The sequence below is a fragment of the Bradyrhizobium guangdongense genome (assembly GCF_004114975.1).
Lineage (GTDB): Bacteria > Pseudomonadota > Alphaproteobacteria > Rhizobiales > Xanthobacteraceae > Bradyrhizobium > Bradyrhizobium guangdongense.
Genome location: NZ_CP030051.1, coordinates 3,666,839 through 3,688,868, shown reverse-complemented (window position 1 = coordinate 3,688,868; position 22,030 = coordinate 3,666,839). Strand labels below are relative to the sequence as shown.

Here is a 22,030-nt window from a genome sequence, read left to right as displayed (position 1 = left end):
ATGCACCACAGCCAGATCGACAGCGACATCCGCAAGCTGATTGCCGAGGGCACCGTGCTGCCGGCGCATCCGCTCGCGCTCACCGCCGAGCGGCAGCTCGACAAGACGCATCAGCGTGCGCTCACGCGCTATTACCTCGATGCTGGCGCCGGCGGCCTTGCCGTCGGCGTCCACACCACGCAGTTCGCGATCCGCGACGTCGGTCTCTATCGTCCCGTGCTGGAGCTTGCTGCGGAGACCGCCGCGAACTGGACGAAGCGTCCGCTGGCGATGGTGGCGGGCCTTGCCGGTCCGACCAAGCAGGCCCTTGCTGAAGCGCGCACCGCGCGCGACATCGGCTATCACGCCGGCCTGCTCAGCCTCGCCGCGATGAAGAGTGCCTCCGAAGACGAGATCATCGCGCATTGTACGGCGATCGCCGCCGAGATCCCGCTGGTCGGCTTCTACCTGCAGCCCGCCGTCGGCGGCGTCCTCCTGTCGAGCGGCTTCTGGCAGCGCTTTGCCGCGATCGACAACGTGATCGCGATCAAGATCGCCCCGTTCAACCGCTATCGTACGCTCGATGTGCTGCGCGGCGTCGCAGCCGCCGGCGCGCTCGACCGGGTCGCGCTCTACACCGGCAACGACGATCACATCCTGCTCGACCTCATGCTGCCGTTTGACCTTCGCGACAAGGGCGTCACCACGCGCACCTATTTCAAAGGTGGCCTGCTCGGCCACTGGTCGGTCTGGACGGCGAGCGCCGTCAAGCAGTTCGAGCGCTGCAAGGCAGTGCGGCACAAGGACAGCGTGCCGGCCGATCTGCTCGCGCTCGATGCCCGCATCACCGATTGCAACAGCGCCTTCTTCGACGTCGCCAACAATTTCCATGGCTGCATCGCAGGCTGCCACGAAATCCTGCGGCGTCAGGGCTTGATGCAGGGCCTGTGGTGCCTCGATCCGAACGAAGGCCTCAGCCCCGGTCAGAAAGACGAGATCGATCGCGTCACGCGCGAGCACGCCGACCTCAGCGACGATGCCTTCGTCGCCGCCAATTTGAGCAAATGGCTTTCATGAGCTCAAGACCCTTCATCAGCCTGCAAGGCGTCCGAAAGGTCTATCGCAGTGGCGGCGCCGAATTTCTGGCGGTGTCCGACGTCACGATGGACGTGCAGGAAGGCGAGCTGGTCTCGCTGGTCGGCCCGTCCGGCTGCGGCAAGACCACGGTGATGAAGATCCTGGCCGGCCTGCACGGCGCCGACGGCGGCACGGTGACAATCGGCAATGATAAAAGTCCGTTCGATCCGAGCCGCGACATCGGCATGGTGTTCCAGCAGGCGCTGCTCTTGAAATGGCGCACCATCCTGGACAACGTGCTGCTGCCCGCCGAGATCGTCGGTCTGCCGATGAAGGCTGCACGCGAGCGGGCGCACGATCTGCTCAAGCTGGTCGGACTTGCCGGCTATGAGCAGAAATATCCGCGAGAGCTCTCCGGCGGCATGCAGCAGCGCACCGCCATCGCGCGCGCCTTCATCCACGACCCAAAACTGATCCTGATGGATGAGCCGTTCGGCGCGCTGGATGCGCTGACGCGGGAGCAGATGAATCTGGAGATGCTGCGGATCTGGCGCGAGAGCGGCAAGACCATCGTCTTCGTCACGCATTCGATCCAGGAGGCGGTGTTCCTGTCGTCGCACTGCGCGGTGCTGACCGCGGGACCCGCGAAGATGGCCGATTACTTCCCCATCGACCTGCCCTTCCCGCGCGACCTGCCGTTGAAGACGACGGACGCGTTTGGCGCATATGCGCGGCGGATTTACGCGAAGCTGGGGTTGGGCGCGGCCTGAGCCACGCGCTCAGACCACGTAGGCTGGGCAGAGCGCAAGCGGTACCCATCATTGCCGATGAAGCGGCAGAACGTGGGCACGGCGCAAGAGCGCCTTTGCCCACCCTACGCGAGCGAGGCTGCTGCAAAGACAGCCCCGCCCGTCTCGGGCTCAGCTCTTGTTGCGCATCTTGCTGAGCAGATAGTTGTCGTAAAAATTCTCCGCGATCTGCGTGTAGAACAGCAGCTCTTTCATGTACGTGTCGTGGCTGTCCTTGGTGCGCTTGAACAGGCCGCTCTTGGCGGCGAGTTCGTTCAGGTGTTCCTGGGTCGCGTTGTAGCAGGCCTCCATCACGGGTTGCGGGAATGCCTTCAGCTCCGCGCCGCCTGCAATCAGCCGCTTCAACGCCGCCGGATTCACGCTGTCGTATTTCTCGAGCATCCAAGCCCCGGCGGCCGAGGCCGCCTGGTTGACGATCGCCTGGTACTGCTTCGGCAAGCTGGCCCACTTCTCGTCGTTGACGATCATGTGCAGCATGGCGCCGCCTTCCCACCAGCCGGGGAAGTAGTAGTACTTGGCGACTTTGTGGAAGCCGAGCTTCTCGTCGTCATAGGGGCCGACGAACTCGACCGCGTCGATCGTGCCCTTCTCCAGCGCCGGATAGATGTCGCCACCCGCGATCTGCTGCGGGACGACGCCGAGCCGCGCCAGCACATGACCGCCCATGCCGGCGATGCGGAATTTGAGGCCCTTGAGATCGTCGACCGTCTTGATCTCCTTGCGGAACCAGCCGCCCATCTGGGTACCGGAATTGCCGCAGAGAATGGCGTGCGCCTTGAACGGCTTCAGCGCCTCGTTGGCGAGGTCGGCGCCACCACCGAAGTACCACCAGGACTCCTGGTGACGATGGTTCATGCCGAACGGAGCACCCGTGGCGTAGGCCAGTGCCGGCTCCTTGCCGATGTAGAAATAGAGCGGCGTCTGCGCCATCTCGACGGTCGCAACGCTTACGGCATCCAGTGCCTGGAGACCGGGGACGATCTCGCCCGCCGCGAAGGTCTGGATCTGGAATTTGTTATCGGTGGCTTCGGCAACATATTTCGCAAAGGTCTGCGCCGTGCCGTAGATGGTGTCGAGCGACTTCGGGAAGCTCGAGGTCAGGCGCCATTTGATCTCGGGCGCGCTCTGCGCGATCGCGGGGGCGGCAACCAGCGTCGTCGCGCCGGCGATCGCGCCGCCCCTGAGGAATGTACGGCGTTTCATGATGGGCTCCCTTTCTTGGCGTCAGACTTGAAACGAGTGGCGTCAGCCACGGTCTTCGCGGACCGTTTGCCCGTTCCTGTCATGCAGTTCAAGCCATGATAAAGGAGGGTCCGGCCGCCGAGCCAGCCAGCCGCGAGGTTGCGGTGACGAGGTGTGGGCCTCGCCCCGACACGCGCTACGACTTCGTCGCGGCCCCAGGGATTGCCGGTTGATGCGAGCAGCAGGAGAACGCCTGCTTCAGAGCAGCTTCGCGCTCACGAACAGCGCCCGCACCGCATTCGTCGCCTGGACGGCGAGCATGGCGTTGCCGGCGGCACCCTCAAGCGCTTGGACCGCCTCCTCATGCAGCGAGCGGAATTCCATCCACTCGACCGATTTGAAGTTGGTGAGGAATTGATAGGCCTGGCCGACGGTCGCGATCGCCAGCGTGTCACCGTTCAGCTTGATCTTGAACGTCGTGCGCAGCGGGGTCTCGGAGCTTGCTGGATCACTCATGGGCTGCTTCTGGACGACAACGGCTTAACGAAGGGAAAACGGCAGCCCCGCCGCAGCAGGCAAACGTCACGTCGCGTTTCAGGAATCGGTGTTATTGGCGGTGCGCTGCGAGGCAGTCGCCGCTTCGCCCAGGCTTCGCACCACGACCAGGCGGTTGAATTCGCCATTGTCGTAGGCCTTGAGGAAGCGGTCATAGTCCTTGATCGAGACACAACCGTTGGAATCGCCGCGCGGACCGAGCATGTAGGTGTGCGTGAGCAGGCCGACGCGGCCGAGCGCGCTGGTGCCGTCGGTCGGCGTCATGCGCAAGGCGCGAACACCGTGGAACAGTTTTTCGCGCGGCTTGAGGTCGTAGGTCGCAGGCGGGGTCGCACCGACCATGCGCTGGTCGACATGATCAGGATCGTCCATCAGCGCGCCCATGCCCGAATGAGCCTCGATCGCGACGCCGCTCGGTAAGTAAAGCGCCTTGGCCTTGATATCATAGACCGCCGTCTTCGAATCGTAACCGAGCGCGGCGAGATCCGGCGCCCTGCCGAGCAGGCCGTCGCCGGGCGTCAGCGAAGCCAGCCTGATCTTGTCGGTGAACTTTTCGAAGAAGTTGCGATTGTCGACCCTGGGATTGGTGTCGGCATAGGCCTGGCTCGAGGCGATCTGCGCGGAGAAGTCGGCCTGGACCGGCCGCGAGCGCGGCATCGGGACGGCATCGGCGCGCTGCGTCGGCTTGGCCTCTTCGGCGGCGGGCTTGTTGTTGTCATCTTCGGTCAGGATCGAGCGCCAGTCGTCGCCCTGGAGTTTTTGGGCGAGCATCGCCTTGGCATCGCGAAGCTTGAGCTGGACCGCATTCAGCGCGGACCGCTCCATCGTCCGCAAGCCAAGATCGCGAGCGGACGGATTACCCGACAGCGAGGCGAAACGGTCCTCGAACGAGGGAGCATTGGCCGGCGGCAGCGCGGCTGACACGAGCGGGGTCGAGTCGCCGATATCAGCGACCCATGCGGCGGCGCCCAGCGCCAGCGCGATGGCGGCCATCGACAGCAATATCGTCTCGGCTCGCCCAATACGGCGGCGCGACAATAGCCTCTCGGCGCTTGCGCGGTCGGAAACCATCAGATCCCCAAATCGACCCCCGGGGGACCCAACCCCCACCCGGAGACTCTATACCAGCTACCACATTGGGAGCCAAAAGTTAGGCATAATCGCGGCCGGCAAGCCCGCCTGAGGTATCCAATGACCGATCCTTTCGATCTAAAGCGCTTCGTCAGGGCCCAGGAGCCGGTTTTTCGCGCCGTTTTGGGGGAGCTCGCCCAAGGACGGAAGCAGACTCACTGGATGTGGTTCGTCTTCCCGCAGATCGCCGGCCTCGGCTTCAGCGCCATGTCCCAGCGCTACGCCATCGGCTCGCGGGCAGAGGCCAAGGCCTATCTGGCCCACCCCATTCTCGGTCCACGCCTGATCGAATGCACCCGCCTCGTGCTTGCCGTCCAGGGGCGGAGCATCAATGCGATCCTCGGCGCGCCCGACGACGCCAAATTCCGCTCGTCGATGACGCTGTTCGGCGCGGTCTCCGATGAGCCTGTTTTCGACGAGGCGCTTGCTCGCTATTTCGCAGGCGAGCCCGATGGCGCGACGCTGGAGATTCTCGCCTCGCTCGATCAACAGGCCGGGTGACCGCGACAGCGGCGGCCGGCAGCGTAAACCCGGGATTAATACGCCACCTCTATTTTTGGAGAATATCTTTCTCCCAGCGTCAATGCCGGACAAATCATGAAAATCGGTACGCTCCTGACCACCGCCATCGTCTCGCTCTCGACTGTCGGCGGCGGTCTCGCCGTCTACGTCGCCGTGACGAAATACCAGACGATCGAGCGTGTCACCGAGGCACAGGGCCGGCTCGCGATCGTTCGCGCCGTCAGCGACATCCCGCGCTATCTCAATCCCGAGCGCGGCTTCTCCACCAACATCCTGTACGGGCCGGCGACGATCGATCCGGCGCAGCTCGCCGAACAAGGCAGACTGCGCCAGCAGACCGACGGCGCGCGCGAGAAGATGAATGCGGTGCGCAAGGAGCTGCCCGGCTCGTTCGATGATGGCGCGACCATCGGCAGCAACATCGACGGAATCAATTCGAAATTCAGCGCGCTGCGCGAGGCCATCGACAAGGCGATGGCCGGGCCGGCAGAGGCGCGCAAGGACGCGGCCAAGAAGATCGTCGCCGACAACGCCGTGCTCAACGCCGGCGTCACCGCGCTGCTCAACGAGCAGGTCCGCCGCATGGCGATTCTCAATGGCGATGCCTATCGCCAAGCAAGCTATGCCAACATCGCGATGACGCTGCGCGACGTCGGCGGATTCAACTCCAGCCTGCACAAGAATCTCGTCGGCGGCAAGAAACCGGCAACGGACGCCGAGAAGGCCGACATCAGCCGCTCCCAGGGCCGCAACGACCAGCTCGTCATGTCGCTGCAGGAACTGCGCGGCAATCCGACGACACCGGCGAACGTCGCCGCCGCGCTGGAGAAGTTCAACGCAATCTATGTCGAGGAGTTCGGCCGCGAGCTCAAGATGGTCAAGGACGGTGCCGTCAGCGGCAAGTACGAACACGACATGGAGACTTATTACGCCGCCACGCAGCGCGGCCTCGGCACCATCATCGACGTCCGCGATGCTTTCTACGACAATGCCGAGCAGATTCTCGCCAGCGCCTCCAGCGCCGCACGCACCAGCTTCACGATCGCGCTCGTCGGCCTCCTCGCCGTGCTGGTCGCCAGCGTCGGCCTCATCGTGATGGTCCGCCGCCGCGTCTGCGCCCCGATCGTCAACCTGACGACCCGGATGTCGCGACTCGCCGAGGGCAACGTTGCCGAGGACATCCCCGGCGCCGAACGCTCCGACGAGATCGGGGCGATGGCCGCAGCCGTCCAGGTGTTCAAGGACAACATGATCCGGGCCGACCGGCTCGCGGCCGAGAAGCAGGCCGAGAACGACGGCAAGATGCGGCGCGCCCAGGCGCTCGACGAACTGACCCGTTCCTTCGAAGCCAAGATCACGAAGCTTGTCGGCGGGCTCTCGCAGGCGTCCGCTACCATGGAGAGCACGGCCCAGTCGATGACCTCGACGGCGGCGCAGACCAACAGCCAGGCCGCGGTCGTCGCGGCCGCCTCCGAGCAGACCTCGACCAACGTTCAGACCGTGGCCAGCGCCACGGAAGAGCTGACCTCCTCGATCGCCGAGATCGGCCGCCAGGTCGCACAATCGACCGAGATCGCGGCCCGCGCCGTCGACAACGCCCGCCGCACCGGCGACACCGCGCGCGCGCTGGCCGAGGGTGCCCAGAAGATCGGCGACGTCGTCACGCTGATCCAGAGCATTGCCGAGCAGACCAACCTCCTCGCGCTCAACGCGACCATCGAGGCCGCCCGCGCCGGCGATGCCGGTCGCGGCTTTGCCGTGGTCGCGTCAGAGGTGAAATCGCTGGCCGGCCAGACCGCCAAGGCCACGACGGAAATCTCCGAGCAGATCACCGCAATCCAGACCGCGAGCGACGAGACCGTGGCCGCGATCCGCAACGTCGCCGACGTCATCGGCGAGATCGACCAGATCGGCACCGCGATTGCGGCCGCGATCGAAGAACAGGGCTCGGCGACCAAGGAGATCGCCCGCAGCGTCCAGGAAGCCGCCCGCGGCACCCAGGAGGTCAACACCAACATATCCGGCGTGCAGCGCGCCGCCGACGACACCGGTGCGGCCGCGAGAGAGGTTCTCGGCGCCGCCGAGCAGCTCTCGACCCAGTCGCGCGACCTCGCCGGCCAGTTCGACCGCTTCCTCGGTGAAGTCAGGGCTGCTTAGGCAGAGGCATCGTAGCCCGGATGGAGCGACAACGAAATCCGGGATCTCGCACCTCATCGGCACCGCCCCGGATTGCGCTTCGCTGCATTCGGACTGCGGACCATATTCGCGGAGAATGAGATCAGTACGGCGGCACCTTGCGCGCCCGTTGCGCCTTGGCCGCCTCGATCCACCACGAGAGATCGTCCGCAAAGCGCGGGAACGAGCGTTCCAGCGCCTTGCCGCCCTCGCCGATCGGCTCGGCTTCGACCGACAGCGTCTGCGCGATCGGTCCGACGCCGATGGTGCTCGAGATCACCACCATGCCCATTTCCGACAGGGTGCCGTGCCAGGCGGTTGAAGCCCGCGCGCCCGACAGACGTCCGGCGGAATAGCTCACGATCGCGGCCGGCCGCCAGAACCATTCCTCCAGGAAATGGTCGGTGAGGTTCTTCAGCCCGGGCTGAATGCCCCAATTATATTCGCCCGTGACGAAGACAAAACCATCGGCGCCGCGGATCTGGCCTGCCAGCTTCTCCAGCCCCTCGGGCGCCGTACCCTTGGGATATTCCTTGTACATGCGGTCGAGCATCGGCAGGCCGATGGCCTTGGCGTCGATCAACTCGACCTCCTCGCCGCGACTACGCAGACGATCAATGACGAAATTCGCAAGGCGGATGCCCATGCGGTCGGAACGGTAGGAACCGTAGAGAACGAGGATGCGATTGCTCATGGCCAGCACACTAGCACGAAACCGAAGCGCCGCCCCAATCGCTTTGTCGCGCTATCGCCGCCGACCGCGCTCCAGCGTCTCCGACGGCGTCTCGCCGAACTGGTCGCGATAGCTGCGGGAGAAATCGCTGAGATGCCAGAAACCGAAGGCGAGCGCGACGGCCTTCACGCTGTCGGCGCCGGCGAGCAGCCGCTGGCGCACCAGCCAGAGCCGCCGCAGGCGCAAATAGCGGTGCAGGCTCATGCCGCGATAGCGGAGAACGACATCGTGCATGGTCCGGACGGACAGGCCGAGCTTGCGCGCAATCTCCTCGCTGTAGATGGGCTGGCCGAGATCCTCGGACAGCAGCGCGCGGATGTCCTGGAAGAGCTTGAACTGCCGCTCGTCGTTCGGCCGCAGCGTCCAGCGCGCGGGCATGACATTGGCGAAGACGACATCGACCGCACCGAGCAGCGATTCCTTCATCGCCGCCCCCTTCAGCGGCACCTCCGCGGAATCGATCGGCTCGGACGCGGCCGCCATCACCTCCCTCACCACCGCTCGCAGCCATTGCAGCGCAGGCGGACTGGTCTCGAATATCTTGAAGCTGGAATTCGTCTCGGGCCAGCCGCGATCCTTCACCTCCGGCCGGAATACGACCGAAGCAATCTGCCGCTCCACCTCCTGGATGGTGTTGTAGGCCGCCCCGCTGCTGCCGACAACGATGGCCGCGCGGTCCCGCCGCGTGCCGTTGAAGCGGATCGGCACGTCGAGGTCGTCCATCGCAAAGCCGACGGCGGTGCAATCCGCGCCCAGCTGCGCATCGACCACGCGCGGAAATGCCCGCGTCATGTTCACGTCGCAGCCGGGTAATTGCAGAATGATCTGCTCGGTCGCAATCCCCCGTCCAAGCGGCGTGAAATCGAAATTCAGGCCGCGGATCGCGTAGCGAAACTCATCGACGTCTGCAAAACGAAATATCTTTGGCGCCAACCCAGGCGCATCATCAATGCTGGTCATGACAAGTTGAAAAGCCGCGTCGCAACGCGACGCGCCGACACGATACCGGTCTGATTTCTGTCCCTTCGGGTGCCCGTTAGACCGAAAGAATCATACTAGCCCCACGCAACCAATTGGCGAGTATTTCGTCCGAAGGACAAGCCAAGGGTTCGTGTCCTGCCAAATTTCGATATCGTTTCCGGCAGCGCCAGCGGTGCGCCGATACCCGGAAGCGTGACGCCTAAAATCCAAATTAACGCCTACGAGGCGCAATGACGACCGTTGGATCGTTGCAATTTATTTCAGTTCAGGCTCCTGCCATGATGGCAAATTCGCCTGCCGACAGCCTTGTCGAATTGGAAGACGCGGTCGCTGCGTGCCCCCCGGAGCGCTGCGCACGCATTCTCGAAGGCGTCGTCAACCTGCTCAGTGCCAACCGCGACCGGCCTCAGCATTTGCTGGCCGGCGTGGCCGACCGCGTCTTGCTGCGCCTGACCGAACGGGTAACAGCCGGCGCGCTGATCCAGCTCAGCACGGCGCTTGCCGCGCTTGCGGTCGCTCCGCCCGAGACATTGCGCCGTCTTGCGATGCATGACGACCCGGACGTGGCGTGTCCTGTCCTGCACAAATCGCAGGCACTCCCTACGGCCGATCTCGTGTCGGTGGCGGCCTCGTGCGGCGAGCGGCATCAACGCGCGATCGCAGCGCGCGAGTGCATCGAGCCCGAAGTGACCGAGACGCTGATCAAGCGCGGCGAGCGGATCTGCCTTGCGCTGATCAAGAACCCCGGGACAAAATTCTCCGAGACGGCTTATGCCACCCTGATCGCCACGGCCGACCAGGACGGCGAGATCGCGAAGGCGCTGGCGCTCCGGCCCGACACACCCGACCTGGTCGTCCGCAAGTTGCTCTCCACTTCCTCCTGCACGGCCGCGCCGGCCAAACCCGACGCAGCCTCCGTTTCGCCCGCGCAGGACGCACTACCGGCTCTGCGGAACCGGCCCTCCTCGACCGATTATGCCAAGGCAAGACCCGAGATCGTCGCGCTCAACCGAATTGGCAAGCTCGGCGATTCCACCGTGAACCGCTTCGCGATCCGCGGCGAGACCGCCAATCTGTTCACCGCTCTGTCGGTGCTGTCAGGGGCTCCGGTCGAGATCATCGAGCAAGTCATGAGCGACGACGATTGCGAAGGCCTGGTGATGGCCTGCCGGGCGTCACGCCTGAACTGGGCGACGACGCTTGCGATCCTGAGCAACCGCAGCAGCGCACGGCTCTCCTTCGCCCAACGCGAACGCGCGCAGCTGATGTTCGAAACGCTCCTCCTGTCGACCAGCCAATGGACGGTGCGCTGGGGGGAAATCGCGGCCAGCGCCGGCACGCGCGATCGCACCGCAGCAATGGGGACCAGCCGATGAAGCTCGACAGCCGCAAGGACTCTCGTGTCAGAATGGATCACCGGCAACCCGTGAATTTGATGGGAGCGGACGGCACCTGGCGGCGCAGCTGCGTTCTGATCGACGTGTCGAACACCGGCGCCAAGATCGAGGTGGAAGGCACACTCGACGTGCTGCAGGCCAAGGAATTCTTTATGGTGCTGTCATCGACCGGACTGGCTTATCGGCGCTGCGAGCTGGTCTGGATCGACGGCACCACGGCCGGCGTGCACTTCGTCAACGCGGACAGCAAAAAGAAAACGGCTAGCGCAGTCGCAGCGAAGAGCAAGTAAGCACCTCGGCCCCAGGCATCATCCCACCCGCTGCAATTGCGCGATGGTGGTGCGCTCGCGCCTAGTGCGTCGCGCGGTACTTGATGCGGTGCGGGATCGAGCGACAGCTCAACCCCTCGGCAAGCAGCTTCATGTCCTCGCGCTTGCCGCTGCGGATCAATCTGCCGAACTCTTCAGGAGTAAAAGGAAGGGTGGGATCGTCATCGATCGGGCGCCGCATCCGCGGGCCGAAGAACCATCGAACCAGGCTAGCCAGCCGCCGCATGTCAATTCCCTCGCGCCAGCAACAAACCTTCGAGTCCGCATATTGTTCCTCCTGCGCGGTGAAGATTGCAAGGGGTCGTAAGGAGTCCGCACGAAAAATTTCGCGATGGAATAATCTCCTCTCCCTCCTTCAGTCACTCGGCGAAGCCGACATAGCGGACGAACTCCTCGTTACCTTCGCGGTCCGAGCGCACGGCGTTCGCGGCAAAATTGTCGTCGGGATAGCCCATCGCAACGCAGGTCATGATGACCTCGTCCTCGGGAATTCCCGCCACCTCGCGCACGATGTCGCTCCGCATGATACCCTGCCCGTTGATGACAGAGCCGAGCCCGCGGTCCCAGGCCGCCAGCACGATGCCGTAGCAGAGTGCGCCGAGATCGAAATGGCAGACCGCGCCGGGATCGAGCACGCGGTCATAGGTCAGCACCAGCGAGACCGGCGCGTCGAACTGGCGAAAGCCGCGCAGCACCCAGTCCTGCCGCATCGGCTTGTCGTCGCGCGCGATCCCCATCGCGCCGAACAGCTTCTTGGCGATGTCGACCTGACGGGTGCGATGCACGCCCTGGTATTCGCCGTGGCTGACGATGTCGCGTTTGACCTTGGCGCCGCCCGCCATCTCCTCCATGTTGCGGCGGCGAACCTCTTCGAGCGGTGCGCCGGTCAGCACGTGCACATGCCAGGGCTGGGTGTTCATCGACGACGGCGCGCGCTTGGCGCTCTCGATGATCGCCTCGATCACCGCGCGCGGCACCTTCTCGGTCTTGAAACCGCGCACGCTGCGGCGCGACTGGACCAGCGTTTCGAATTCCACCTCAAGGCCTCCCTGCCCGTTCATTCGCCGGCACTGCAACTGTAGCGCTCGGCCGGTTGCCGATGCGGCGCGCCAAATCTATGCTAACGGCCAACCAAGACCAAGAACCCCGTGAGGACCCGCCGATGCCCGCGCCGCTCGATCCCGTCGTCGCCCAGATCATTCCGCTGCTGCCGCTGCGCGATCCCGCAACGATGACGCCACAGAGCGCCCGCGATTCCTTGCGCGCACTGGCTGCCGCGCGCGCCGCGGTGCCGCCGCCGCCGGTCGATGCCGTGCTCGACATCAAGGTGAAGGGCGGCGCCGGCCCGCTCGATGCCCGCGTCTATCGCGTCGGCACCGATCCCGCACCGACCGTGGTGTTCTTCCATGGCGGCGGCTGGGTAGCTGGCGATCTCGAGACCCACGACAGACAGGCGCGCAATCTCGCGATCGAGACCGGCGCGGTCGTCGTCTCCGTCGACTATCGCCGCCCGCCGGAGACGCGCTTTCCCGGCGCCTTCGAGGACGCGTTTGCTGCCGCGAGCGACATCTTCGACCGCGTCGCGGAATTTGGCGGCGATCCCAAACGCCTTGGCGTTGCCGGCGACAGTGCGGGCGGCAATCTTGCGGCCACGACCGCGATCGCGGCGCGCGATGCCGGCATCAGGCTCGCCGCACAATTGCTGGTCTACCCCGTCACCGACGCGGTCGGCCTCTATGCGGACGCGCGCGAGAACGCGCGCTTTCCCTCGCGCTCGGAAAATGCCGACGGCTATTTCCTCACGCGCGCCACGATGGAATGGTTCTGCGGCCACTATTTCGCCGATCCCGCCGATGCCTCCGACTGGCGGGTGTCGCCGCTGCGGGCCGCGTCGCTCAAAGGCCTCGCGCCCGCCATCGTGACCACAGCCTGGTTCGATCCGCTGCGCGACGAAGGCGCGGCCTACGCGAAAGCGCTGGAGGCCGCCGGCGTGCGCGTGAAGCATCACGAGGGCGCCGGCCTGATCCACGGCTATTTCGGCATGGGCGAGGCCTCCGAGGTCGCCCGCGCCGAGGCGCAGCGTGCGCGCGCCGATTTCAAGGCGTTGCTGGCGCGCGGGGTCTGATCGCATTGCAACCGGGACGGCTGAACCGCCGGAAAATTTGGCCCCTCGCGGATGGCGCTGCTTGAATGCGCCACGATTCCGGGCTCCAATCCGGAACGCCATTTTGGTTTAGGGAGACACCCAATGATGAAACGGATTTTCCTGGCTGCGATCGTTGCCACCTTTGCAGCGGGCTCGGCGCTTGCGGACGACACCTGCGAGAGCAAGGCGGTCGGCAAGGATGGCAAGGCGCTTGCCGGCGCGGCCAAGACCTCGTTCATGAAGAAGTGCAAGCAAGACGCCTGCGCGCCCAAGGCTGTCGGCTCCGATGGCAAGCCGCTGGCCGGCGCCGCCAAGAACAGCTTCATGAAGAAGTGCGAGATGGGCGCATAAGGGGCTTCCGGATTCGCTGCCTCTGTAACGAGCAATTGCTCCACGAATTCGTCGTGCCCGGGCATGTCCCGGGCATTGACGTTTGTTGTTTGAGCACGAGAGAAGGAGGACCATCGCCATCTGTCCGCACCCGCGGGGCGCGCAAACAACAGCCAACGCCACCCTAGACAGAACGCCGCCGCTGACGGATCATAGAGCGCTGAGCGAAACGGGGCACATCGACAAGGCTTGTAGAAAAGGGTGGTCGAGATGTGGCAGTTCCGAGTGCGTGATCACATGATGGCGACAATGGGCGTTCTCTTTGCGTTGCTCATCAGTCTTGACGTCGCAAATGCGAGGGGCCCCGGTCTGCCCAATGTCGTGGTTCTGGCCACCGGCGGCACGATCGCCGGCAGCGGCGCGAGCAGCACCACCGTGGTCGGTTACACCGCAGCCACGGTTGGCATCGAGACTCTCCTGAATGCCGTCCCCGAGCTGAAGACGGTCGCCAACGTCAAGGGCGAGCAGGTTTTCCAGATCGCCAGCGAGAACATGAACAATGACTATTGGCTGAAGCTCGCCAAGCGCGTCAACACGCTGCTCGCGCAGGACGACGTGGACGGGATCGTCATCACGCACGGGACCGACACGATCGAGGAAACCAGCTATTTCCTGAACCTGGTGGTCAAGAGCAGGAAACCGGTCGTCGTCGTCGGCGCGATGCGCCCCTCGACGGCGATCAGCGCGGACGGCCCGATCAACCTCTTCAATGCGGTGATCCTCGCAGGCAGCGAAGAGGCGGTCGGCAAGGGCGTGCTCGTCGCTCTCAACGATCAGATCAATGCGGCGCGCGACGTCACCAAGAACAACACTTCGACGGCCGACACTTTCCGCACGCCCGAGCTCGGCTTTCTCGGCTACATGCAGGGCAACAAGCCCTACTTCTATCGTCAATCGACCCGCCGGCATACGGCGGACTCCGAGTTCGACGTGTCCAACCTCGATACCCTGCCGCAAGTCGACATCGTCTACGGCTATGCCAACATGAACCGCGTCGCGATCGACGCGTTCGTCGCCGCCGGGGCCAAGGGGATCGTACATGCCGGCGTGGGTGACGGCAGCCTGGCCCGGCCGGCGGTCGAGCCGGCACTCGACGAGGCCCACAAAAAAGGCGTCGCCATCGTTCGCAGCAGCCGTGTCGGCAACGGCATTGTGGCGCGCAACGGCGAAGCCAAGGACGACGAACACGACTTCATCGTCTCGGATACGCTCAATCCGCAGAAGGCGCGCATCCTGCTGATGCTGGCACTGACCAAGACGAGCGACAGCAAGGAAATCCAGCGGATGTTCTACACCTATTAGAGCGTCCGAGAGGCGGTCGCCCTATTCCCGTTTGAAGCGATAGTCGAACGCGGCGCCGAACGGTTTGATCAGTCCGACCGTCGGCGCCGGAAAATGGATCGGCAGGATCAACGTGTCGGTGTCGGCGACGGAAGCGAAGAACTTCCGCCGCGACACCGCTGACTGCTTCGCATCCCAGTCCGGCTTCGACGACCACTCCGGCTCGCGGCACTGGATCTGGTGATGCATGAGATCGCCGGCGACCACCGCGCGCTGGCCCTTCGAGAAGATGTTGACGCAGCAATGACAGGGCGAATGCCCCGGCGTCGGCGTCAGCGTGACGGTATCGTCCAGCGCATAGTCGTCGTCGACCAGCAGCGCCTGCCCCGCCTCGACGATCGGCAGGCAGTTGTCGCGAAACACAGTCCCGGGCGGGTTGCTGCCTTTGGCATTCTCCGCCTCCCAGGCTGCGTACTCGCCTTTGTGAAAGACGTATTTCGCGTTGGGGAACGTCGGCACCCACCGGCCGTCGCGCAAGCTCGTGTTCCAGCCGGTGTGGTCGATGTGCAGATGCGTGCAGAAGACGTAGTCGATCTGCTCGAAGCCGATGCCGAGCGCGAACAATTCGTTGCGCCAGCGCTCCTTGCCGGGAAAGTCGAACGGCGGCGGATGGCCCTTGTGCTCGCCGGTGCAGGTGTCGACCAGAATGGTGTAGCGCGGCGTACGCACGACGAACGTCTGATAGGTGATGACCATCATGCCGCGGGCCGCGTCGAACACCTCAGGCTCCATCGTCGGCAGATGCTGCTTGAACACGCCCTCGTCGTAGCCATGGAAAAAATCCTGCGGCCGCCGCCACGGCCCTTCCCGCTCGATCACCGCATCGATGGTGATATCGCCGATCCGAAGTTGTTTCATGCGTATCTCCGGTTTTTCTCGAGCGTAACGAGCGAACATGCGGCGTTCAAGGCGGGTCGGCGCAGGCCTGCCGCCCGAGGCGACGAGCCATTCACGACGGCCACCGCGGCACGGTCGACGCATGGTTTCTACGGCGCGCGCGCGGCCGCGATCCCAAGCTCCGGCTCGCCACCTCATTTCCAGTAGACCGCGGGGCCTCAACACCCTCGACCGACGCGAGCAAATCACCAAAGTACAACCGCCGGGCTCGTGACACGAAATTGCGCGTCTGTATGATCTAATTCACAGCGCCCCTCCAGTTCGTCTGTAACATGCAGCCGCGCGACACTGTGGCTCTCGGGCCTTCAGTCTCGCAGTCAAATTGCTGAAAATCGATTGTAGCTCTTTGCAGATTGAGCCGAAAAGGCCGCAACGATCAGTCCGACCATCCGCTGCGGGGAGCGAGTTTCCCAGGTTCGCGGAAGGGATAATTGTGCCTCGTCCGACACGGCCGCTCACCTGGAGAGGTTGCTGCATATGATTTGGGAGCCGCTTCGTTCACCAAAATGTCGGCGCGCGTAGGCGGGGCTGACTTTGTTCAGAGTCGGAGGTGCGCGGTGGGCGCTATCAATGACCTCGCGTTATGTTATCCTGCCCCTGTTCTGCAAAACAGCGGGGCGGCCGAGGTGAATCATCCGGGGATCGATGTTGCAGAAGCCCTGCCCGCGCGCCGCGTACTTGCGATCTTGGCTGCAGACGTCGTGGGCTATGCTCGCCTGACAGAGGTGGCCGAGGAAGCAACGCACGTGCGACTGCGCGCGCTTCGTTTCGGCGTGATCAACCCGTGCATTGTCTCCTTCCGCGGCAGGATCGTGAAGAATACGGGGGACGGCTTTCTCGCCTCTTTCGATTCCTCGCTCGATGCGGCGCGTTGTGCGGTCGCCTTGCAGCACGAAGTCTCCGCTGCACAGACCCGAGAAGGATACGATCGGAAGATACAATTCCGAATCGGTCTGAACGTCGCGCAGACCATCGTCGAATCGGAGGACATCTTCGGAAAGGGAGTCAACATAGCCGCGAGACTCGAGCAGTCCGCGCCGGCTGGCGGCGTGGTGCTTTCAGACGAGATGTTCCAGCAGATCAAGGATCGGCTCGACGTACCCGTCCAAGACCTCGGCGTCCTTCGGCTCAAGCACCTTGCGCGCCCCGTTCACGCTTATTCTCTTCTGCTGCCAGAGGCCGAACGGCTGCCGTCGGGCGGTGGCCGCAGAGCAAGCCGTCAGGCCAAGGTGCCTTACATCGCGGTATTGCCATTTCGTACGCAGGGCGCGAACTCGGAAGACGATTACTTCGGCGATGGGACGGCCGACGAAATCGTCGTTGCGCTCCAGAACCTCCGTGGGCTGTTCGTTATTTCAAGCATGTCGACGTCCCCCTATCGCAGCGGCCCGGTCGACAGCCAGAGGATCGGCCAAGAACTCGGCGTCCGATACGTCTTGAGCGGCAGCATCCGGCGAGCCGACAAGCGGCTACGAATTGGAGTCGAATTGCAGGACGTCGAAGCGGGGGTCGTGCTCTGGGCAGATCACTACGATGGCGATGTCTCGGAACTATTTGATTTTCAGAGCCGTATTGCGACACGCATCGTATGGAGCATCGCCCCCCAGGTCCGCGAGGCAGAACTGAGGCGTGCGCTACAAAAACGCTCGGACAACCTCAATGCTTACGAGCTGCTCATGAAGGCGATCGACTTCATGTATCGCATGAATTTCTTCGACTTCGGACGAGCCGGCGAGCTGCTGCAGGCCGCAATCGCTTCGGATCCGAGCTACGCAACTCCCTATGCCTATGCGGCACTGTGGCACATTCACAATGTCGCGCAAGGTTGGGGCGCCGAGGGCGGGCCCGATGCGGCAGAAGCGGCGCGCCTTGCCACCGCGGCGGTCGACCGGGCGCCGGCAGACGGCTTCGCGTTGGCCGTTCTCGGACACACCAAGGCGCTGTTGTTTAAGGACTATAACGCGGCGCTCGATTTGTTTGACAGAGCCTTGAGCGCATCGCCGGGCAATGCGATGGCTTGGACCCTTAGCAGTGGCGTGTACGGCTATCTTGAGGACGGCCAATCGGCGATTACGCGCGCCGAACAGGGATTGCGTCTGTCACCAGCCGACACGCAGGCCTATTTTTACCTGATGTTCCTCGGCCAAGCCCACTACATCAATGGTAACTACGATGAGGCGGTCGTGTGGGCCCGCAAGACCGCAGCTCTGAACGGTCGGCTCTCCGCCAACCTGCGGGTTCTGGCGGCTGCCTATGTTGCAAAGGGCCAGCACGAGGAGGCCCGGGGCGTCACCAGGATGCTTTCGGATATCCAGCCTCGATTCAAGCTTTCGGCCTATCGCGAGCGGTGCCCGTTCAAGGCGGGTTTGCGGGACCGCTTCATCGACCATTTGCGAGAGGCTGGCCTGCCGGATTGAAACCATGCTGCATTTGCAGCGAACCACAGGAGGATTCCGCCATGGGGGGAAATTGGTTCGGAGGCAACTGGTTTGGTGGCAATTGGTTCGGAGGAAACTGGGCAGGCGGGTCGGGCGGCAGCGGCACTCCCGTGTTCGCGATGCGGGCCGATCGGCCGCTCGCCGAGATCGCAATAACGCGGTCCTATGACGCCAAGTTCCGAGACGCGGAGTGGGACCCGGATCTGCGCGCAGTCACGATCCTCCCGGAGTTTCTGGCACAGACCATCAAGGGCAAGCAATGGCAGGCGGCCGTCGCGCTGCCACCGCCCACCTACCCTGTCACTGCGAAGATGGTCGACGAGGTCCTGGTGCTTGCAGTTGCGGAGCGGCCGGAAGCGCTCGGCGAAATCGTCGAGGAGGATCAGAATTTTCAACTGCGCTGGCTGCAGCTTCTCAACATGAGCGCCACGGCCTACCCGCACACGTTCCTGCTGATGAAGATCGTGGCCCGCGTCGGCGAATTCGCGATGGTCACGCTCAAGCTCCAGTATTCGAACGTGAGCGGCGCCGCGCCTCCACCCTATTGGTACCAGCCGCGACCAAGCCAGGTCTGCCCGACGCTGTATCCGCCCGTCCAGGTTCCGGGCCACCCGTCCTATCCGGCCGGACACGCGCTCATTGGCACGCTCACCTCCGAGTGCCTGGCCGACCTGCTGCCCCAATACAAGCAGCCGCTGCGGGCATTGGCCGCGCGAGTCGCGATGAACCGGGTCATCGCAGGATTGCATTATCGCGAGGACATTGACGCGGGCGCCAAGGCCGCGGTCGCGCTGAAGCCGTTTCTGACGGCTTGCCCGTTCTACGCGGCGACATTCAAGCTCGCGCAGGCTGAATGGAAATGAGCTTGCGCGCAACCTGACCACGGCAGCGGAGGCAGCGATGACGCCTTGGGAAATGCCAACCGGCTATGTGCGAGTGCTGGTGCAGCGTGATCAAAATAGCGTGCTCATTGGGGCGGCGAACGACCTGCTCAAGGGCGATAGTCCGGTGGGCACGATGCGCGATTACGTCCACGAGAACGCGGCGCCGGACTTTTTGATCGACGGCGAGTTCGGCGCCTTACCGATTTGGGATGGCGTCGATCAGCGACCTGCAGTTTCGCCAAAGGACAGAGGCGAAAAAGCGTTCTCGCTTCTCGAGCTCGAGAAATCGAAGAAATTCCTCGTCCGCGCATACGTTTCTCCAGCGACTCTGTCCAAGCCGGATTTCAATGACGGGGAGCCGGTCTGGCTGGATTCCGATGTGCGCGGTTTACTTGCCCTGCCGCCTGCCAACCAGGCAACGGGCGATACCGAAACGGTACGGCAGGACCTCAACACCTCGGTGCTGCAGGACAACGGCCTCTATGGAACGGACATTGCCGTCGCTATCGTCGATACCGGCATCTGCAGATCACATCTGGCGAGGCGGCTCGGCTTCAATCCGGCCCTGGATGTGAGCAATTCGTGGACGCCACCGACCGTGGCGACGATGCCGGGCCTTCATCGCATCGGTCACGGTACAATGTGCGCCTATGGCGTGCTTTCGGTGGCCCCGAACGTGACGCTGCTCGACTATCCTTTGCTGCTTGGACGTCCGGCCGGGGAGCACACCGTCAGCGCCACGATCGGAGAAATGATGCGCGGTTACCTGGTGCTGATCTGGCGCTGGGCGCTTACTGCAGTCATTCCGCAGAGCGCGCTCGTGGTCAACAACAGCTGGGGCATCTTCCATCCGAGCCTCGACGACTTTGCGCCTGGTGATCCCCGGCGCTACATCGACAATCCCGGCCATCCCTTCAGACTCTACATCGCCCTGCTCAAGGCATTCGGAGCCGACGTCCTTTTCGCCGCAGGCAATTGCGGCGACGGCTGCCCCAATGCCGTGTGTCTGCAGCGGACGACGGGAATGATCATGGGCGCCAACGCGTACGACGAAGTGCTGACGCTCGCCGGCTGCGACATCCACGATTTGCGCGTCTGTTATTCCTCGCAAGGACCGTCGATCGCGGGAATGCCTCAGCAGAAACCGGACATCACCGCCTATACGCAGTTTCTCGGCTCGAAGGTCCTGCGCGGCCCGCGCGGCTTTGAGCCCGACACGGGAACGTCGGCCGCATGTGCCGTCGCATCCGGATGCGTCGCCGCGCTGCGAACCGCGCAGCCGCCCACGGCGACGGATCCTGCAGCCATGATTAGAGTGTTGCAGGCGACAGCGCACCTCATGGGCGGCGCGGTGCCCAACTACGATTACGGCTACGGGATCATCAGGCCGGTGGCGGCCGGGCAAAGTCTGGGCATCATTCCGTGAGCGCGTTCAGCTCCGCAATCCCGGTGCCTCCTGCCCGGTGCGCGCGACGTATTCCGTGTAGCCGCCGCCATACTGGTGGATGCCATCAGGCGTCAGCTCCAGCACGCGGTTGGACAGCGTCGCCAGAAAGTGCCGGTCATGCGAGACGAACAGCATGGTGCCCTCGAAATCGGACAACGCGTTGATCAGCATTTCCTTGGTGGCGAGATCGAGATGGTTGGTCGGCTCGTCCAGCACCAGGAAGTTCGGCGGATCGAACAGCATCTTGGCCATCACCAGGCGCGCCTTCTCGCCGCCTGAGAGTACGCGGCAGCGCTTCTCGACGTCGTCGCCGGAGAAGCCGAAGCAGCCGGCGAGCGCACGCAGGCTGCCCTGCCCCGCGGTCGGAAACTGGTCTTCCAGCGACTGGAACACGGTACGCTCGCCATCGAGCAGGTCCATTGCATGCTGGGCGAAATAGCCCATCTTGACGCTGCCGCCGAGCGCGACGGTGCCTTCATCGGGCTCGCTCGCGCCCGCCACCAGCTTGAGCAGCGTCGACTTGCCGGCGCCGTTGACGCCCATCACGCACCAGCGCTCCTTGCGGCGGATCATGAAATCCAGCCCGTCATAGATGCGCTTGTTGCCATAGCCCTTGTGCACGTTCTTGAGCGCGACGACGTCCTCGCCCGAGCGCGGCGCCGGCGGAAAGTCGAAGGCGATGCTCTGGCGGCGGCGCGGCGGTTCGACCCGCTCGATCTTGTCGAGCTTCTTCACCCGGCTCTGCACCTGCGCGGCGTGCGAGGCGCGCGCCTTGAAGCGCTCGATGAACTTGATCTCCTTCGCGAGCATCGCCTGCTGGCGCTCGAACTGCGCCTGCTGCTGCTTCTCGGCCATCGCGCGCTGCTGCTCGTAGAACTCGTAATCACCGGTATAGGTGGTAAGCGAACCGGAATCGATTTCGATCACCTTCGAGATCACGCGGTTGATGAACTCGCGGTCATGCGAGGTCATCAGCAGCGTGCCTTCGTAATCGTGCAGGAACTTCTCCAGCCAGATCAGGCTTTCGAGATCGAGATGGTTGCTCGGCTCGTCGAGCAGCATCACGTCGGGCCGCATCAGCAGAATGCGCGCCAGTGCCACGCGCATCTTCCAGCCGCCCGAGAGCTTGCCGACGTCGCCGTCCATCATCTCCTGGCTGAAGCCGAGGCCCGACAGCGCCTCGCGCGCGCGGCCGTCGAGCGCATATCCGTCGAGCTCCTCGAAGGCGTGCTGCACCTCGCCGTAACGCGCGATGATCTCGTCCATCTGGTCGGCCTTGTCGGGGTCGGCCATGTCGGCCTCGAGCTGGCGCAGCTCGGCCGCGACCTCGCTGACGGGGCCTGCGCCGTTCATCACCTCGGCCACGGCGCTGTGGCCAGACATCTCGCCGACGTCCTGGTTGAAATAGCCGATGGTGATGCCGCGATCGGTCGACACCTGCCCTTCGTCAGGCAGCTCCTCGCCGGCGATCATCCGGAACAGAGTGGTCTTGCCGGCCCCGTTCGGGCCGACGAGGCCGATCTTCTCCCCCTTGTTGAGGGCGGCGGAGGCTTCAATGAACAGGATCTGGTGGCCGGCTTGCTTGCTGACGTTGTCGAGGCGGATCATGGGGTCTTT

21 protein-coding genes are annotated in these 22,030 nt (G+C 64.0%); 12 read left to right on the top strand and 9 right to left on the bottom strand.

Going from position 1 to position 22,030, the window contains the following annotated elements; all coding sequences use genetic code 11:
- A complete protein-coding gene (locus X265_RS17570) occupies positions 1-1,056 on the top strand; it encodes a dihydrodipicolinate synthase family protein (RefSeq protein WP_128965936.1) in 1,056 nt (351 codons plus the stop codon).
- Positions 1,044-1,826, top strand: a complete 783-nt coding sequence (locus X265_RS17565) for an ABC transporter ATP-binding protein (protein WP_128965935.1) — start codon at positions 1,044-1,046, stop codon at positions 1,824-1,826. The genes X265_RS17570 and X265_RS17565 overlap by 13 nt, the downstream gene beginning before the upstream one ends.
- Positions 1,827-1,976: 150 nt before the next feature.
- Here X265_RS17565 and X265_RS17560 read toward each other — a convergent pair whose 3' ends face one another.
- The 3 genes from X265_RS17560 to X265_RS17550 form a co-directional block, all read right to left on the bottom strand.
- A complete protein-coding gene (locus X265_RS17560; protein ID WP_128965934.1) occupies positions 1,977-3,068 on the bottom strand; it encodes a TRAP transporter substrate-binding protein in 1,092 nt (363 codons plus the stop codon).
- Positions 3,069-3,305: 237 nt separating this feature from the next.
- Complete coding sequence (locus X265_RS17555; protein ID WP_128965933.1) at positions 3,306-3,563, bottom strand: hypothetical protein; 258 nt, start codon at positions 3,561-3,563, stop codon at positions 3,306-3,308.
- 78 nt (positions 3,564-3,641) lie between these two features.
- The gene (locus X265_RS17550) at positions 3,642-4,604 is read right to left on the bottom strand and encodes a DUF2778 domain-containing protein (protein ID WP_164939016.1); all 963 of its coding nucleotides are present in this window, start codon (positions 4,602-4,604) and stop codon (positions 3,642-3,644) included.
- Positions 4,605-4,793: 189 nt separating this feature from the next.
- On the opposite strand from X265_RS17550, the gene X265_RS17545 reads away from it, so the two are divergent.
- Positions 4,794-5,234 (top strand): DUF1810 domain-containing protein, encoded by a 441-nt coding sequence (locus X265_RS17545; protein ID WP_128965931.1) that lies wholly within the window; start codon positions 4,794-4,796, stop codon positions 5,232-5,234.
- Positions 5,235-5,330: 96 nt separating this feature from the next.
- Positions 5,331-7,412, top strand: a complete 2,082-nt coding sequence (locus X265_RS17540; RefSeq protein ID WP_128965930.1) for a methyl-accepting chemotaxis protein — start codon at positions 5,331-5,333, stop codon at positions 7,410-7,412.
- 121 nt (positions 7,413-7,533) lie between these two features.
- Here X265_RS17540 and X265_RS17535 read toward each other — a convergent pair whose 3' ends face one another.
- Both X265_RS17535 and X265_RS17530 read right to left on the bottom strand, forming a co-directional pair.
- Positions 7,534-8,124, bottom strand: a complete 591-nt coding sequence (locus X265_RS17535) for an NADPH-dependent FMN reductase (RefSeq protein WP_128965929.1) — start codon at positions 8,122-8,124, stop codon at positions 7,534-7,536.
- Positions 8,125-8,175: 51 nt separating this feature from the next.
- Positions 8,176-9,123, bottom strand: a complete 948-nt coding sequence (locus X265_RS17530) for an AraC family transcriptional regulator (RefSeq protein ID WP_128965928.1) — start codon at positions 9,121-9,123, stop codon at positions 8,176-8,178.
- Positions 9,124-9,422: 299 nt separating this feature from the next.
- Here X265_RS17530 and X265_RS17525 point away from each other — a divergent pair, with 299 nt between their 5' ends.
- Together X265_RS17525 and X265_RS17520 are read left to right on the top strand one after the other, a co-directional pair.
- Positions 9,423-10,520 (top strand): DUF2336 domain-containing protein, encoded by a 1,098-nt coding sequence (locus X265_RS17525; RefSeq protein ID WP_128965927.1) that lies wholly within the window; start codon positions 9,423-9,425, stop codon positions 10,518-10,520.
- Positions 10,517-10,831, top strand: a complete 315-nt coding sequence (locus tag X265_RS17520; protein WP_128969319.1) for a PilZ domain-containing protein — start codon at positions 10,517-10,519, stop codon at positions 10,829-10,831. The genes X265_RS17525 and X265_RS17520 overlap by 4 nt, the downstream gene beginning before the upstream one ends.
- Positions 10,832-10,892: 61 nt before the next feature.
- Here X265_RS17520 and X265_RS17515 read toward each other — a convergent pair whose 3' ends face one another.
- On the bottom strand, positions 10,893-11,096 hold the full coding sequence (locus X265_RS17515; RefSeq protein WP_128965926.1) for a hypothetical protein: 204 nt from the start codon (positions 11,094-11,096) through the stop codon (positions 10,893-10,895).
- A 133-nt stretch (positions 11,097-11,229) separates the two neighbouring features.
- A complete protein-coding gene (locus tag X265_RS17510; protein WP_128965925.1) occupies positions 11,230-11,907 on the bottom strand; it encodes a nitroreductase in 678 nt (225 codons plus the stop codon).
- Between the two features lie 125 nt (positions 11,908-12,032).
- On the opposite strand from X265_RS17510, the gene X265_RS17505 reads away from it, so the two are divergent.
- The 3 genes from X265_RS17505 (at position 12,033) to X265_RS17495 (ending at position 14,708) form a co-directional block, all read left to right on the top strand.
- A complete protein-coding gene (locus tag X265_RS17505) occupies positions 12,033-12,995 on the top strand; it encodes an alpha/beta hydrolase (RefSeq protein WP_128965924.1) in 963 nt (320 codons plus the stop codon).
- 123 nt (positions 12,996-13,118) lie between these two features.
- Complete coding sequence (locus X265_RS17500; protein ID WP_128965923.1) at positions 13,119-13,367, top strand: hypothetical protein; 249 nt, start codon at positions 13,119-13,121, stop codon at positions 13,365-13,367.
- A gap of 288 nt (positions 13,368-13,655) precedes the next feature.
- Positions 13,656-14,708 carry a type II asparaginase gene (locus X265_RS17495; protein WP_244659374.1) on the top strand — a complete coding sequence of 351 codons (1,053 nt, stop codon included), beginning with the start codon at positions 13,656-13,658 and terminating at the stop codon, positions 14,706-14,708.
- A 21-nt stretch (positions 14,709-14,729) separates the two neighbouring features.
- Here X265_RS17495 and X265_RS17490 read toward each other — a convergent pair whose 3' ends face one another.
- On the bottom strand, positions 14,730-15,605 hold the full coding sequence (locus tag X265_RS17490) for an MBL fold metallo-hydrolase (protein WP_128965921.1): 876 nt from the start codon (positions 15,603-15,605) through the stop codon (positions 14,730-14,732).
- A 596-nt stretch (positions 15,606-16,201) separates the two neighbouring features.
- On the opposite strand from X265_RS17490, the gene X265_RS17485 reads away from it, so the two are divergent.
- From X265_RS17485 to X265_RS17475, 3 genes are all read left to right on the top strand, one after another.
- Positions 16,202-18,061 carry an adenylate/guanylate cyclase domain-containing protein gene (locus X265_RS17485; RefSeq protein ID WP_244659373.1) on the top strand — a complete coding sequence of 620 codons (1,860 nt, stop codon included), beginning with the start codon at positions 16,202-16,204 and terminating at the stop codon, positions 18,059-18,061.
- Between the two features lie 140 nt (positions 18,062-18,201).
- The gene (locus X265_RS17480) at positions 18,202-18,945 is read left to right on the top strand and encodes a phosphatase PAP2 family protein (RefSeq protein WP_244659372.1); all 744 of its coding nucleotides are present in this window, start codon (positions 18,202-18,204) and stop codon (positions 18,943-18,945) included.
- Between the two features lie 37 nt (positions 18,946-18,982).
- Positions 18,983-20,392 (top strand): S8 family serine peptidase, encoded by a 1,410-nt coding sequence (locus X265_RS17475; protein WP_128965919.1) that lies wholly within the window; start codon positions 18,983-18,985, stop codon positions 20,390-20,392.
- A 6-nt stretch (positions 20,393-20,398) separates the two neighbouring features.
- Here X265_RS17475 and X265_RS17470 read toward each other — a convergent pair whose 3' ends face one another.
- Positions 20,399-22,021 carry an ABC-F family ATP-binding cassette domain-containing protein gene (locus tag X265_RS17470; RefSeq protein WP_128965918.1) on the bottom strand — a complete coding sequence of 541 codons (1,623 nt, stop codon included), beginning with the start codon at positions 22,019-22,021 and terminating at the stop codon, positions 20,399-20,401.
- Positions 22,022-22,030 lie beyond the last annotated feature (9 nt).

Coding starts and splice junctions, on each gene's coding strand:
- X265_RS17570 (WP_128965936.1), top strand. CDS start 1: ATGCACCACAGCCAGATCGACAGCGACATCCGCAAGCTGATTGCCGAG.
- X265_RS17565 (WP_128965935.1), top strand. CDS start 1,044: ATGGCTTTCATGAGCTCAAGACCCTTCATCAGCCTGCAAGGCGTCCGA.
- X265_RS17560 (WP_128965934.1), bottom strand. CDS start 3,068: ATGAAACGCCGTACATTCCTCAGGGGCGGCGCGATCGCCGGCGCGACG.
- X265_RS17555 (WP_128965933.1), bottom strand. CDS start 3,563: ATGAGTGATCCAGCAAGCTCCGAGACCCCGCTGCGCACGACGTTCAAG.
- X265_RS17545 (WP_128965931.1), top strand. CDS start 4,794: ATGACCGATCCTTTCGATCTAAAGCGCTTCGTCAGGGCCCAGGAGCCG.
- X265_RS17540 (WP_128965930.1), top strand. CDS start 5,331: ATGAAAATCGGTACGCTCCTGACCACCGCCATCGTCTCGCTCTCGACT.
- X265_RS17535 (WP_128965929.1), bottom strand. CDS start 8,124: ATGAGCAATCGCATCCTCGTTCTCTACGGTTCCTACCGTTCCGACCGC.
- X265_RS17530 (WP_128965928.1), bottom strand. CDS start 9,123: ATGACCAGCATTGATGATGCGCCTGGGTTGGCGCCAAAGATATTTCGT.
- X265_RS17525 (WP_128965927.1), top strand. CDS start 9,423: ATGATGGCAAATTCGCCTGCCGACAGCCTTGTCGAATTGGAAGACGCG.
- X265_RS17520 (WP_128969319.1), top strand. CDS start 10,517: ATGAAGCTCGACAGCCGCAAGGACTCTCGTGTCAGAATGGATCACCGG.
- X265_RS17515 (WP_128965926.1), bottom strand. CDS start 11,096: ATGCGGCGGCTGGCTAGCCTGGTTCGATGGTTCTTCGGCCCGCGGATG.
- X265_RS17505 (WP_128965924.1), top strand. CDS start 12,033: ATGCCCGCGCCGCTCGATCCCGTCGTCGCCCAGATCATTCCGCTGCTG.
- X265_RS17500 (WP_128965923.1), top strand. CDS start 13,119: ATGATGAAACGGATTTTCCTGGCTGCGATCGTTGCCACCTTTGCAGCG.
- X265_RS17495 (WP_244659374.1), top strand. CDS start 13,656: ATGGGCGTTCTCTTTGCGTTGCTCATCAGTCTTGACGTCGCAAATGCG.
- X265_RS17490 (WP_128965921.1), bottom strand. CDS start 15,605: ATGAAACAACTTCGGATCGGCGATATCACCATCGATGCGGTGATCGAG.
- X265_RS17480 (WP_244659372.1), top strand. CDS start 18,202: ATGCGGGCCGATCGGCCGCTCGCCGAGATCGCAATAACGCGGTCCTAT.
- X265_RS17475 (WP_128965919.1), top strand. CDS start 18,983: ATGACGCCTTGGGAAATGCCAACCGGCTATGTGCGAGTGCTGGTGCAG.
- X265_RS17470 (WP_128965918.1), bottom strand. CDS start 22,021: ATGATCCGCCTCGACAACGTCAGCAAGCAAGCCGGCCACCAGATCCTG.